Source organism: Dactylosporangium sp. CA-139066 (assembly GCF_050936175.1).
Lineage (GTDB): Bacteria > Actinomycetota > Actinomycetes > Mycobacteriales > Micromonosporaceae > Dactylosporangium.
Window position 1 is genome coordinate 995,149 of sequence record NZ_JBNJNH010000001.1, and the last position, 12,240, is coordinate 1,007,388.

Consider the following 12,240-nt stretch of genomic DNA (forward strand, 5'->3'; position numbering starts at 1 on the left):
CCAGCGCGCCGCACCCCGTCACCCCCCTCCCCCTGGTGGGTTGCATGGCCTACGCCACCCCCGCGTAGCGGCCGTACTTCAGCGTCGCCCCGCCGACGACCGCCTCCGCCGCGAGCCGGGCGGACCCCACCGCCGGCAGCGCGTCGGCGATCGCCGCGGCCACGAACGGGGCGGCGAAGGACGTGCCGCTCCAGCGTGCCCAGCCGTCCGGGAACTGCTCGTGGTACACGTACGGCCCCAGCACATCCGCGCCCGGCGCCGCGAGCGTGATCCACGGTCCGGTGTTGCTCCAGTCGCAGATGCGCCGGCCGTCGTGGGCGGCGACCGCGACGATGCGCCGCCGCCACGGCGCGCTCGTCCCGGCGTACGCGGCCGGCCAGAACGGCCGGTCGTGCTGCCCGTCGTTGCCGGCCGCCGCCACGACCACCCGGTCGCTGCTGCCGAACAGCCCCGTAAGGGCCGCCGTGAGCAGGACCGGAGGCCGGTCGTCGAGCGTGTATCCCCCCAGCGAGAGGCTGATGATCGGCTCGTCCCCCGCCTGCCGGAGCGCCGCGACCAGGTCGCTCTCCCGGCAGACCCCGAACGGGTCGACGACCCGCACCACTCTCGGCTGTACGCGCCGCGACCGGCCCAGCATCACCCCGGCGACGAAGTTCCCGTGGCCCGCTTCGCCGTCTCGTACCCCGTCGTCGTCGACGTCCGGCTCGAAGTCCTCGGTGGCGTACCGGTCCTTCGGCAGCGGGCCGTTGAGCCAGATGCCGGTGTCGAGCACCAGCACGCCCACGCCGCCGGATCCGTCCGCCGCCGGCAGGGTGCCGGGCGGCGCCGGGCGTGGCGGCCCGTACGCGCCGGCGTGCTCGAACGGCGTCGACACGAACACGTGGTTGGGCCCGGCGGCCACCCGCGGATCGCCGGCCGCCTCCGCCTGTACCCGCACGCGCCGAGCGGCGCGGGCGACGTCGAGGCCCGGCAGCCGGACCCGCCGGAACCCGGCCGGGACATCCCCCTCCTCCTCGATGTCCCGGTCGGAGAAGCCCTGCTCCGCGAACGCCTGGCGCGCCGTGGCGAAGTGCTCGTCGAGCACCACCAGCTCGTCGGCGACGAACCGTACCGGCGTGCCGTCCGTCCGGTCCTCGCGGCGTACCCACGCCAGCCCGGCCAGGCGCCGGGCACGGCGGGAGCGCCACTCGTCCGAGCGGGCGTCCGGGGCCATGGGTGCTCCTCCTCTTCACGCGTTCTGTAGTACTGGAGGGGGCGAGTCGCGTTCCTGATACATGACCCCCGCTGTTTTCTGTCGTACCCCCACGGCATGATGAGCGCCGTGGCGAGCATCGATCAGCAGACGGTGACCCGAGAGCTCACCGTGCTCGAGGTGACCAGCGGCGACAAGAAGGCGATCGTCCGGCCCGACGACACGGTGACGATCGGTCGCGACGCCGCCAACGACCTGGTGGTCGAGGGCAACCTGATCTCCCGGCGGCACGCCGAGGTGATCTGGAACGACGACGGCTGGTTCCTGCGCGACCTCGACAGCCGCAACGGCACGTTCGTCGCGGGGGAGAAGGCGGCGTTCGTCGCCGCGACCGACGGCGGCGAGGTCCACCTCGGCGGCGTCGAGGGCCCGGCCGTGCACTTCAAGGTCGTCACGATCACCGAGCAGATCCCGGTCCAGCCCTCGCCGCCGCAGCAGCGGGAGGCCACCCAGCACGAGGTCGGCGCCGACCGCATCCGCCTCGGCCGCGGCGACGACAACGACATCGTCCTGGGCGACCTGCGCGCCTCCCGCAACCACGCCGAGCTGCGCCGCACCCCGACCGGCGGCTTCGAGGTCGTCGACCTGGGCAGCCGCAACGGCACGTTCCACAACGGCAAGCAGGTCACCCGCCAGGACATGGCGGCCGGCGACCTCATCTCCATCGGCCGCCACGAGTTCATCTTCGACGGCGCCAAGCTGCACGAGTTCGAGGACGCTGGCCCGTCCTCGCTCATCGCCGACGACCTCACCGTGCGGATCAAGGACGCGGTCCTGCTCGACGACGTCAGCTTCGCCCTGGCCGAGGGCAGCCTGCTCGCCGTCATCGGCCCGTCCGGCTGCGGCAAGTCCACGCTCGTCAAGGCCGTCGCCGGCCTGCGCCCCGCCACCCAGGGCACGGTCCGCTATGACGGCCGCGACCTCTACCACGACTACGCCGAGCTGCGCTACCGCATCGGCATGGTCCCGCAGGACGACGTGCTGCACCGCCAGCTCACCGTCCGCCGCGCCCTGCGCTTCGCCGCCGCCCTGCGCTTCGCCGACGACGTCCCGCGCAAGGAGCGCCGCGCCCGCGTCACCGACGTCCTCAAGACGCTCAACCTCACCGAGCGCGCCAAGCAGCGCATCGACAGCCTCTCCGGCGGCCAGCGCAAACGGGTCTCGGTCGCCCTGGAGCTGCTCACCGAGCCCTCACTGCTCTTCCTCGACGAGCCCACGTCCGGCCTTGACCCGGCCCTGGACAAGGAGGTCATGGAGGAGCTGCGCGAGCTCGCCGACAAGGGCCGCACGGTCGCCGTCGTCACCCACAACGTGATGCACCTCGACCTCACCGACCGCGTCCTGGTCCTCACGGTCGGCGGCCGCATGGGCTACTTCGGCCCGCCCGGCGAGGTCCTGGAGTTCTTCGGCGCCGAGGACTACGCGGAGGTCTTCCGCGAGGTCACCAACAACGCGGAGCACTGGGTCCGGCGTTACCGCTCGTCGGAGCACTACACGCGCTACGTCACCGACCAGATCGCGGAGGCGCCGCCCCCGAAGCCGGAGGCGGTCGAGCGCGTCTCGGCGTCCGTCCCGGTCGTCCCGCGCCAGGCTGCCGCGCCCGTCGCTCCGGGCGAGGCGACGGCGGAGCAGGAGATGCCCGCGCGGCCCGCGCCGGCCACGGTCGACCTGCCGGCCGCCGGGTCCGCCCCGACTTCGTCGCCCGCGAAGCCCGGATCGGCGGTCGGCCGGGCCCGGGTCCGCCTGGGCGGGGCGTCGCTGCGCAGCCGCGCGCTGCACCCCGCGGCGCCGATCCGCCAGTTCCTCACCCTGTGCCTGCGCATGTTCTGGGTGATCGGCGCCGACCGCGGCCTGAGCGTCTTCATGGTCGGCCTGCCGCTGGCGCTGGCCCTGCTCACCCGCACCGTGCCGGGCGACAACGGCCTGGCGCCGGGCGTGCTGAAGTACAGCCTGGAGGCCCAGCGCCTGCTCGTCGTCCTGGCGGTCGGCGCCTCCTTCCTGGGCACGGCCGCCGCCATCCGCGAGCTGGTGAACGAGTCCACGATCTACAAGCGCGAGCGCGCCGTGGGCCTGTCCGCCGGCGCCTACCTGGCGTCGAAGATCTTCGTCTTCTCCTTGATCATCGTCATCCAGACGACCCTGTTCACCTGGCTCGCGCTGCTCGGCAAAAACCCCCCGAAGGACCCCCTGATCTTCCCGAAGCACTGGCTCGTCGAGATCACGATCCCGGTGACGCTGGTCGCCCTGGCCGCGATGGCCTTCGGCCTGCTGGTGAGCGCCCTGGTGAAGACCACCGAGCAGACCACCCCGGTCCTGGTCGTCGCGGTGATGGCCCAGCTGGTCCTGTCCGGCGGCCTCTTCGAGCTGGGCGGCCAGAAGGTCCTGGAGCAAATCTCCTGGCTCTTCCCAACCCGCTGGGGCCTGGCCGCCGGCGCTTCGACGGTCGACCTGCAGTCGATGATCCCGTTCAAGGACTCCCTGTGGGAGCACACCACGGGCGCGTGGTGGCGCTCGGTCCTGATCCTGCTGTTCCAGATCGTCCTGCTCATCGCCTTGGCCCGCCTCGCCTTGCGCCGCTCGGAGCCCGGCCGCCACTAACCCCCGACACCCCGCCCCGCCCGCTCCGCGCGCCGCCTCTCCTCTCGGCTCCGTTTCGCGCGGCTCGGCTCCGGCTCCGTTTCGCGCGGCTCGGCTCCGCTTCGCGCGGCTCGGCTCGGCTCCGCCGGTTGTCGCCCTGCTCCCGCGGGGCGCCCGCTCCGCCGGTTGGCGTCCCGTTCCTGCGCGGCGCCTCTCGGCGGTTGGCGTCGCGCGGGCGCCCGCTTCGAGTCGGCGGCCTGCTCCGTGCGGCGCCTGCTTCGAGTCGGCGGCGCGCTCCGTGCGGTCGCCTGCTCCCGCGCGGCGGCCCGCTCCAGGATGGTGACCCGGGTCTGGGCGGCGGCCGTTCTCTGGTGGTCGCTGTTCGAGTGGCGGCTTGCTCCGTCAGGCGGCGCGTCGGCCCGTGTGGCCCTTCGGCCCCCGGGCAGGCGATCCGGGCGAGTCCAGCGGGTGCGTGCCGATGATGTCGCGCGCGGCGGCGCCTGGGCTCTACTGGCGGTGGTGATTATCCGATATGTCCGCCACTTCGTGACGGACATATCGGATTTTTCGGTTATGCCGGAGTCTTCGATCGTCGCCGAGGGCGGGGATGTGGGTGGCGGGCGCCGCGTGAACCGTTTGCGCGCGGCGGGGATATTGTTTGCTCGGCTAAGGAAAATCTGGCGAGGGCAACGGAGAAGAGATGTCAGACGCGATCCGGGCCGAGACGGTGTTCATCGGTGAGGAGCAGATCCAGGCGTACCAGGCGCGGCCGGTGGACTCGACGCCCGTGGGCGGGGTTGTGGTCATCCATCATCTGCCGGGGTACGACCAGGCGACGAAGGAGATGGTCCGCAAGTTCGCCGCGAACGGGTACTCGGCGATTTGTCCGAACCTGTTCTGGCGGGAGGCGCCCAACGCGGCGCCCGATGACGCCTCGGCGTTCGTGCGCGGGCAGGGCGGGATCGCTGATGAGCAGATCATTCGCGATGTCGCCACCGCCGCCGCGGCGCTTCGGGGGCTGGACAACGCCAATGGCAAGGTCGGGGTGATCGGGCACTGCTCCGGTGGCCGGCAGGCGCTGCTCGTCTCCACCGCCGTCGACCTCGACGCGGCCGTGGACTGCTACGGGGCGTTCGCGCTGGAGGCGCCGCCCGTCGGGTCGCGGCTCAACGCTGTGTCGATCAAGGACCGGCTCGGCGACGTGCGGTGCCCGGTGCTCGGGCTGTTCGGGGACGACGACAAGTACCCGGCGCCGGACGAGGTGGCGCGGCTGGCCGAGCTGCTGGCCGAGCACGGGAAGAGCTTCGAGCACCACAGCTACGAAGGGGCGGGGCACGGGTTCTTCGCCGTCGACCGGCCCTCGTACCGGCCGCTGGCCGCCGTCGACGGGTGGCAGCGCGTCTTTGCGTTCTTCGAGAAGCATCTGGGGGCCTGACGCATGTGCACGTACGACACCGAGACCGTCGAGATCGAAGGCGCCGGCAAAGGGGCCGCGGGGTGGTTCGACCTCACGCAGGCGGCGGTCTACGTCGATCATCCGCAGCGGGCGCCGTTCGGGCACACGCTGAACATCGACTTCGCCAACCCGGGGCAGGGGCCGGCCGCGCGGGTGGCCGTCGAGCTGACCGAGGAGGCGGCGCTGGCCCTCGTCGCGGCGATCCAGCGGGCGCTGGCCAACGCGCCGGCGGGGCTGGCGAGCGCGAACGCCGCCGCCTGAGAACCTTGCCGGCCGCCGGTCCGGTTTCGGGAAGTGGCGCCAGTCCAGCGGCGGTCCCGGTCCGGCGAGCGATGCCGGTCCGGTTTCGGGAAGTGGCGCCAGTCCAGCGGCGGTCCCGGTCCGGCGAACGAAGCCGGTTCGACCCCCCGGCGCTGGTCCAGCGAACCAGCGCCGGTCCAGCGGGCGGTGCCGGTTCGCCTAAGTGGCGCCGATCCGGCGAAACGGCGCCGGGTCCGAGAAAAGCAGCGCAGCGCGGGGTCGCGCCATTTCGTCGCCCGACGAGGACAATACGATGATATGTCGGATTTATCCGGCCTAGCGAAGCGGCCGGATAAATCCGTTCAAAAGTAAATGTCCGGGTCGGTGGCGGGCGGCGGGAAGTGGACCTTCCGTCGGAGGGGGAGGCGGAGCAGGATCGGGGGATGGGCGTCTATCGCGATACGTACCGGCAGAGTCTCGAGGATCCCGAGTGGTTCTGGCGGGACGCGGCCTCCGGGGTCGACTGGGACCGGATGCCGATGCGTGTGCTGGACGCCGACCGCCCCCCGTTCTACCGATGGTTCCCCGACGCCGAGCTCAACACCTGCTACAACGCCCTGGACCGGCATGTCGTGAACCGGAGAGGCGACACGCTCGCCCTCGTCTATGACAGTCCGGTGACCGGGAGCGTCCGGCGGTACACCTTCCGGCAACTGCTCGACGAGGTCGCCCGCTTTGCGGGGGCGCTGCGCGGGCTCGGCGTCGGGAAGGGCGACCGCGTCGTCATCTACATGGCCATGGTGCCCGAGGCCGTCGTGGCCATGCTCGCGTGCGCGCGGCTCGGGGCCGTGCACTCGGTGGTGTTCGGCGGGTTCGGGCCGAAGGAGCTCGCCGCCCGCATCGACGACGCCAAGCCGAAGGTGATCGTGGCGACGTCGTGCGGGATCGAGCCGAGCCGGGTGGTGGCGTACAAGCCGCTGCTGGACGCGGCGCTCGAGGAGGCCGGGCATCGGCCCGACGCGTGCGTGATCCTGCAGCGGGAGCAGGCGCCGGCCGAGCTGCGCGACGGGGAGGTGGCGTGGGCGGACGTCATGCGCGACGCCGCGCCCGTCGGGTGCGTGCCGGTGGCGGCGACCGATCCGCTGTACATCCTCTACACCTCCGGCACGACCGGGCGGCCGAAGGGGATCGTGCGCGACAACGGCGGGCACGCCGTGGCGCTGACCTGGTCGATGGCGAACATCTTCGACTGCGGCACCGGCGACGTGTTCTGGGCCGCCTCCGACGTCGGATGGGTCGTCGGGCACTCGTACATCGTGTACGCCCCACTGCTCGCCGGCGCGACGACGGTGCTGTACGAGGGCAAGCCCGTCGGCACGCCGGACGCGGGCGCGTTCTGGCGGGTGGTCGAGGACCACGGCGTCAACGTGCTCTTCGCGGCGCCGACGGCGGTGCGGGCGATCCGCAAGGAGGACCCCGAGGGGCGGCGCATCGACCGGGAGCGGATGAAGTCGCTGCGCGCGTTGTTCATGGCCGGCGAGCGGCTGGACCCGCAGACGTACGAGTGGGCGGGGGAGCGGCTCGGCGTGCCCGTGATCGACAACTGGTGGCAGACCGAGACCGGGTGGCCGATCGCGGCGAGCCCGCGCGGGCTGGAGGCCCTGCCGACCAAGCCGGGGTCGCCGTCGGTGCCGGTGCCGGGCTTCGACGTGCGCGTGGTCGGGCCGGACGGGCAGGACGCGCCGGCCGGCACCGACGGGGCGATCGTCATCCGGCTGCCGATGCCGCCCGGATGCCTGCCGACGCTGTGGAACGACGACGAGCGGTACGTCGCGTCGTACCTCAGCGCGTTCCCGGGCTGCTACCTGACCGGCGACGGCGGCAGGTTCGACGAGGACGGGTACCTGTACGTGATGGGCCGCACCGACGACGTCATCAACGTCGCCGGCCACCGGCTGTCCACCGGCGCGATGGAGGAGGTCCTGGCCGGGCACCCGGCCGTGGCGGAGTGCGCGGTGATCGGGGTCGACGACGAGCTCAAGGGGCAGGTGCCGCGCGGGTTCGTGGTGCTCAAGACCGGCGTGACGGCGAAGCACGAGGACGTGACCGCGGAGCTGGTGCAGCTGGTGCGCGACCGGATCGGCGCGGTGGCGAGCCTGCGCAAGGTGCAGGTCGTGGCGGCGCTGCCCAAGACGCGCTCGGGCAAGATCCTGCGCCGGACCATGCGGGGGATCGCCGACGGCCGCGAGGAGCCCGTCCCGTCGACCATCGAGGACCCCGCCGTACTGGACCAGCTGAGGCCCATCCTCACAGAACAACGCTGACAGCGAACACGCTCACGGCGAACGGGGGGTCACAGGAAGGCCGGACCACCTTACGGTCGAGTCATGGCCGACCTAGAGATCCCCTTCGACAGCGCCGTGTTCGACCGCCTGCTCAGCAAGCGCATCATCGTGCTCGGCACCGAGGTCAACGACGAGAGCGCCAACCGCATCTGCGGGCAGCTCATCCTGCTCGCGGCCGAGGACCCCGAGAAGGACATCAGCTTCTGGATCAACTCGCCCGGCGGGGCCGTGCACGCCGGGCTGGCGATCTACGACACGATGAAGTTCATCCAGAACGACGTGTCGACCGTCGTCATGGGCATGGCCGCCTCCATGGGGCAGTTCCTGCTCAGCGCCGGCACGCCCGGCAAGCGCTACGCCCTGCCGCACTCGCGGGTCATGATGCACCAGCCGTCGGGCGGCATCGGCGGCACGGCGGCGGACATCGCCATCCAGGCCGAGCAGATGCTGTTCACGAAGAAGACGATCCAGCGGCTCATCGCCGAGCACACCGGGCAGACGTACGAGCAGATCGAGGCCGACTCCGACCGCGACCGCTGGTTCACCGCGTCCGACGCGCTCGAGTACGGCTTCGTGGATCGGGTGGTGGAGGGGGCTCACCAGCTCGCCGTCTCGTAAGAAACGATCTACAGTCCCCGGTTGTGAGCATCGAACGTGAAGTGGCGCCCGAGCAGGCCGGTTTCGACGCGCGGCGGCTGGCCCGCCTGGACGCCCACTTCGCGCGGTACGTGGACGACGGCCGCCTCGCCGGCTGGCAGCTGGCGATCGCCCGCGACGGCCGGGTCGTGCACAGCAGCGTGCACGGCCACCGCGACGCCGAGCACGCGCTGCCGGTCGAGCCGGACACCCTCTGGCGGCTGTACTCCATGACGAAGCCGGTCACCTCGGTCGCGGCCATGATGCTGTGGGAGGAGGGCCGCTTCGAGCTCACCGACCCCATCGCCGAATATTTGCCCGAGTTCAGCACCATGCGGGTGTACGACAAGGGCTCGGCGAGCCAGCCCTACACCGTGCCCGCCGCCGAGCCGATCCGCGTGTGGCACCTGCTCACCCACACCTCCGGCCTGACGTACGGCTTCCTGCACACGTCCGTCGTGGACGCGCTCTACCGCAAGGCCGGCTACGAGCTGACGATGAAGCCCGGCGCCGACCTCGCCGAGGCCAGCCGCGACTTCGCCGCCCTGCCGCTGCTGTTCCAGCCGGGCACCGCCTGGGGCTACGGGGTGAGCACCGACGTGCTCGGCCGGCTCGTCGAGGTGGTCGCCGGTATGCCGCTGCCCGAGTTCATCCGCACCCGGATCCTCGAGCCGCTCGGCATGCGGGACACGAGCTGGTCGGTGCCGCGGGACGAAAAGCGATTGGCCGCACTGTACGTCCCGGGCCCCGACGGCCGCCGCCTGCGCTACGACGCGCTCGGCGATCTGGCGTTCGAGGAGCCCACGGCGCCGGCCGGCGGCGGCGGGCTGATCTCCTGCGCCGCCGACTACCAGAAGTTCATGACGATGCTGCTCAACCGGGGCGCGGTCGAGGGCGGCGAGCGCCTGCTCGCCTCGCGCACGGTCGCGTTCATGACCCGCAACCACCTGCCCGGCGGCGCGGACCTCGACACCCTGCAGACCGGCGGCTTCGCCGAGACCACGTTCGAGGGCGTCGGCTTCGGCCTGGGCTTCGCCGTGGTCCGTGACCCGGTGCCGGCCCGGGTCTTCAGCTCGCCCGGCAGCTACTACTGGGGCGGCGCGGCGAGCACCGCGTTCTGGGTGGACCCCGTCGAGCGGCTCACCGTCGCGTTCTACACGCAGCTGGTGCCGTCGAGCACGTACCCGATCCGGCCCCAGCTGCGCCAGCTCATCTACACCGCGATGACCGACTAGACGAACGACAGGTTTCCCCCGCCGGTGTTGATGTGGACCTTGTGCACCGACGCCTTGTCGCTCTTCAGGGTGCCGCTCTGCTTGCCGCCGCCGAGGTCGGCCTCCAGCGCGTAGCCGTCCGAGGTCAGCCGCAGGTTGACGTTGCCGCCCTCGCTGTCGATGTCGATGCGGTTCGGCGCCTGGGTGATCTTCAGGTCGACCGGGCCGCCGCCGGTGCGCGCGGTGACCTCGGGCGGGGCGAGGCCCTCGCCGGACAGCGCGCCGCCGTCGGACTGCACGTCGATGAGGCCGGTGAGCCCGGTCAGCGAGACCCGGCCGCCGGAGCTGTCCAGCCGGGCGGTGAGCGTCGAGGGCATCTCGATCTCGTACGAGATCGAGCAGTCGTTGGCCTTGCAGCCGGTCGAGCCGAGGATGAGCTCGCCGCCGTCGAGGCTCTGCTTGCGGCCGGGCTTCTCGCTCTTGTACCGCATCGTCTCGGTCACCTTGATGGTGGTGCCGCCGGCCTTGATCGTGATCTCGCCCCCTTCGCTGTCGACCTCGACGACGCTGACGTCGTCCTTGATCTCGAACGAGTTGGCGGCGGTCTGCTCCGGGGCGTCCTTGGCCGGCGTGGCCGGCCCAGGCTTGGGCGTACCGCATGCGCCAAGTGCGAGCAGGGCGACGGCGGCGGGCGTGAGGACCCGCAGAGGCAGTGACTTCACGGGGCACAGCTTTGCACGCGGAGCGCGACGACCTTCGGTAGGGTCGCCGCCGTGAACGTTGTCGATGCCGCGTACGCGCGGGCCGCCGAGAGCGGCTTCGAACTGTCCGTGGAGGAGCCCGTCGGCCGGCTCCTCGCCACGCTCGCGGCCGCGCTGCCGCCGGGCGCCCGGGTGCTGGAGCTCGGCACCGGCGTCGGCGTCGGCACCGCCTGGCTGGTCAGCGGCCTGCTGCCGCGCACCGACGTCTCCCTGGTGTCCGTCGAGATCGACCCGGACACCGCGGCGCTGGCCGCCGCGGCGGCGTGGCCGGCATTCGTGCAGCTGCGCGTCGGCGACGCGCTGGAGTTCCTGTCGCAGGCCGCGGCGGAGGGCGGCTTCGATCTCATCTTCGCCGATGCGGCCGGCGGCAAGGCGAAGGGCCTCGAGCACACGCTGGCGCGGCTCAACCCGCGCGGCACCCTCGTGGTGGACGACATGCGCCCGGTCGACGACTGGCCCGAGGACTTCAAGGTGCGCCAGGACGCGGTCCGCCGGGCGCTGTTCGCCGACCCGGCCCTGGTCAGCGTGGAGCTGGACCACGGATCGGGGGTCATCGTCGCCACTCGGAGAGCATGATCGGCCACCGTGGGGGTCGGCCACCCGGCCCCTGACGCAGCGGCGGCGCGGTCGGTACCGTCAGCAACGATGAGTGCGGTCGTGCTGGCCCTGCACGGGCTGCTGGTTGAAGGGACCGTGGCGACGATCGAGCCGGTGCTCGAGGGGCTCCTGGTCGCCGACGAGCCCCGCCTGGTGCTCGATGTCTCGCAGGTCACGGTCTGCGACACCACCGGCGCGGCGCTGCTGGTCAGCGTCGCCGGGCGGGCCCGTGAGCGCGGCGGCGAGCTGCGCCTGGCCGCGCCGTCGCCGGCGATCCGCTCCTGGTTCACCGTCGCGCCCGGCATGAGCGGCATCGCCACGTTCGCCACCGTCGAGGGGGCCCTGGAGGCCGACCCGCACGACCTGCTGGGGGAGCCCGCGCCGCGCGAGCGGCCGGCGGAGTGCGTCGACGAGCCGCCGGCGCGGACCTTCCCCCACGGGCGCCCGCGCTGGCGGGTCAACCCTTCGGGCCGCGCACGATCACGCCGAGGTCCCGCATCACCGCGTCGGTGAGCCCGGGCAGCTGGGCCGGCTCGATCGTCACGCCGCGCAGACTACTCATGCCGCTGACCTCGGACAGCTGGTTGCCGCGCAGGTCGGCGCCGCGCAGGTCGCAGCTCTCGAACGACATCTGCCGCAGCCGGCAGCCCTGCATCGCCGCGTAGGGCAGCACGCAGTCGCGCAGGTTGGTGTTGACCAGCACGCAGCCCACGAAGCCGGTCGGCCCGGCGGTGCTGACGTCGTCGAGGGAGGCGCCGTCGAGCCGGCAGCCCTCGAACAGCACGTCCGACAGGCGCGACTCGGCGATGTTGGCCCACGTCAGCTTGCAGTTGACGAAATGCACCCGTTCGAGGGTCAGTCCGGTGAGGCGGGCCGCGGTGAAGTCGACCTTCTCGAAGCGGCAGCCGGTGATCGCCACGTCCTCCCAGATCACCCCGTTGAGGTCGAGGTTCTCCAGGTGGGAGCGGCGCAGGCGGGCGTCGATGAGGTTGGTGCGGATCGCGCGGCCGGTCTCCACGTGGGCCTCGTTGAGGTTGCCGCCCCAGGGCGCGCTGACCGGCTCGAGCTCGCCCGGGTCGAACGCGGGTAGCTCGATATCGATGTCGTGCACGCTGCGCACTGCCACGTACCTCACCGTAGAGGGTCGGGCGACCGCGTGACA

Annotated in this window: 11 protein-coding genes; 8 read left to right on the plus strand and 3 right to left on the minus strand. The window is 72.1% G+C overall.

The window, feature by feature from the left end; genetic code table 11:
- Positions 1-49: 49 nt before the first annotated feature.
- Complete coding sequence (locus tag ACQEVU_RS04725; RefSeq protein WP_433321054.1) at positions 50-1,213, minus strand: S8 family peptidase; 1,164 nt, start codon at positions 1,211-1,213, stop codon at positions 50-52.
- A gap of 108 nt (positions 1,214-1,321) precedes the next feature.
- On the opposite strand from ACQEVU_RS04725, the gene ACQEVU_RS04730 reads away from it, so the two are divergent.
- From ACQEVU_RS04730 to ACQEVU_RS04755, 6 genes are all read left to right on the plus strand, one after another.
- On the plus strand, positions 1,322-3,850 hold the full coding sequence (locus ACQEVU_RS04730) for an ATP-binding cassette domain-containing protein (RefSeq protein WP_433321057.1): 2,529 nt from the start codon (positions 1,322-1,324) through the stop codon (positions 3,848-3,850).
- Positions 3,851-4,529: 679 nt separating this feature from the next.
- Entirely contained in the window at positions 4,530-5,264 is a 735-nt protein-coding gene (locus ACQEVU_RS04735; RefSeq protein WP_433321060.1) for a dienelactone hydrolase family protein, read from the plus strand.
- A 3-nt stretch (positions 5,265-5,267) separates the two neighbouring features.
- The gene (locus ACQEVU_RS04740) at positions 5,268-5,546 is read left to right on the plus strand and encodes a DUF6295 family protein (RefSeq protein ID WP_433321063.1); all 279 of its coding nucleotides are present in this window, start codon (positions 5,268-5,270) and stop codon (positions 5,544-5,546) included.
- 380 nt (positions 5,547-5,926) lie between these two features.
- A complete protein-coding gene (locus tag ACQEVU_RS04745; protein ID WP_433321066.1) occupies positions 5,927-7,849 on the plus strand; it encodes a propionyl-CoA synthetase in 1,923 nt (640 codons plus the stop codon).
- A 63-nt stretch (positions 7,850-7,912) separates the two neighbouring features.
- A complete protein-coding gene (locus ACQEVU_RS04750; protein ID WP_433321069.1) occupies positions 7,913-8,488 on the plus strand; it encodes an ATP-dependent Clp protease proteolytic subunit in 576 nt (191 codons plus the stop codon).
- Positions 8,489-8,511: 23 nt separating this feature from the next.
- Positions 8,512-9,741, plus strand: coding sequence for a serine hydrolase domain-containing protein (locus tag ACQEVU_RS04755; RefSeq protein WP_433321072.1), 1,230 nt, complete (start codon positions 8,512-8,514; stop codon positions 9,739-9,741).
- Here ACQEVU_RS04755 and ACQEVU_RS04760 read toward each other — a convergent pair.
- Positions 9,738-10,442, minus strand: coding sequence for a hypothetical protein (locus ACQEVU_RS04760; RefSeq protein WP_433321075.1), 705 nt, complete (start codon positions 10,440-10,442; stop codon positions 9,738-9,740). The two genes, ACQEVU_RS04755 and ACQEVU_RS04760, sit on opposite strands and share 4 nt — an antisense overlap.
- Before the next feature lie 51 nt (positions 10,443-10,493).
- On the opposite strand from ACQEVU_RS04760, the gene ACQEVU_RS04765 reads away from it, so the two are divergent.
- Positions 10,494-11,057: an O-methyltransferase gene (locus tag ACQEVU_RS04765; protein WP_433321078.1), complete on the plus strand. Its 564-nt coding sequence runs from the start codon at positions 10,494-10,496 to the stop codon at positions 11,055-11,057.
- Between the two features lie 69 nt (positions 11,058-11,126).
- Positions 11,127-11,591: an STAS domain-containing protein gene (locus ACQEVU_RS04770; protein WP_433321081.1), complete on the plus strand. Its 465-nt coding sequence runs from the start codon at positions 11,127-11,129 to the stop codon at positions 11,589-11,591.
- Here the strand turns inward: ACQEVU_RS04770 and ACQEVU_RS04775 are convergent.
- Positions 11,536-12,204 carry a pentapeptide repeat-containing protein gene (locus tag ACQEVU_RS04775; protein WP_433321084.1) on the minus strand — a complete coding sequence of 223 codons (669 nt, stop codon included), beginning with the start codon at positions 12,202-12,204 and terminating at the stop codon, positions 11,536-11,538. The genes ACQEVU_RS04770 and ACQEVU_RS04775 overlap by 56 nt on opposite strands.
- Between the last annotated feature and the right edge of the window lie 36 nt (positions 12,205-12,240).

Excerpts from the sequence above, each read along its gene's own strand:
- ACQEVU_RS04725 (WP_433321054.1), bottom strand. The coding sequence starts at position 1,213 with ATGGCCCCGGACGCCCGCTCGGACGAGTGGCGCTCCCGCCGTGCCCGG.
- ACQEVU_RS04735 (WP_433321060.1), top strand. The coding sequence starts at position 4,530 with ATGTCAGACGCGATCCGGGCCGAGACGGTGTTCATCGGTGAGGAGCAG.
- ACQEVU_RS04740 (WP_433321063.1), top strand. The coding sequence starts at position 5,268 with ATGTGCACGTACGACACCGAGACCGTCGAGATCGAAGGCGCCGGCAAA.
- ACQEVU_RS04750 (WP_433321069.1), top strand. The coding sequence starts at position 7,913 with ATGGCCGACCTAGAGATCCCCTTCGACAGCGCCGTGTTCGACCGCCTG.
- ACQEVU_RS04770 (WP_433321081.1), top strand. The coding sequence starts at position 11,127 with ATGAGTGCGGTCGTGCTGGCCCTGCACGGGCTGCTGGTTGAAGGGACC.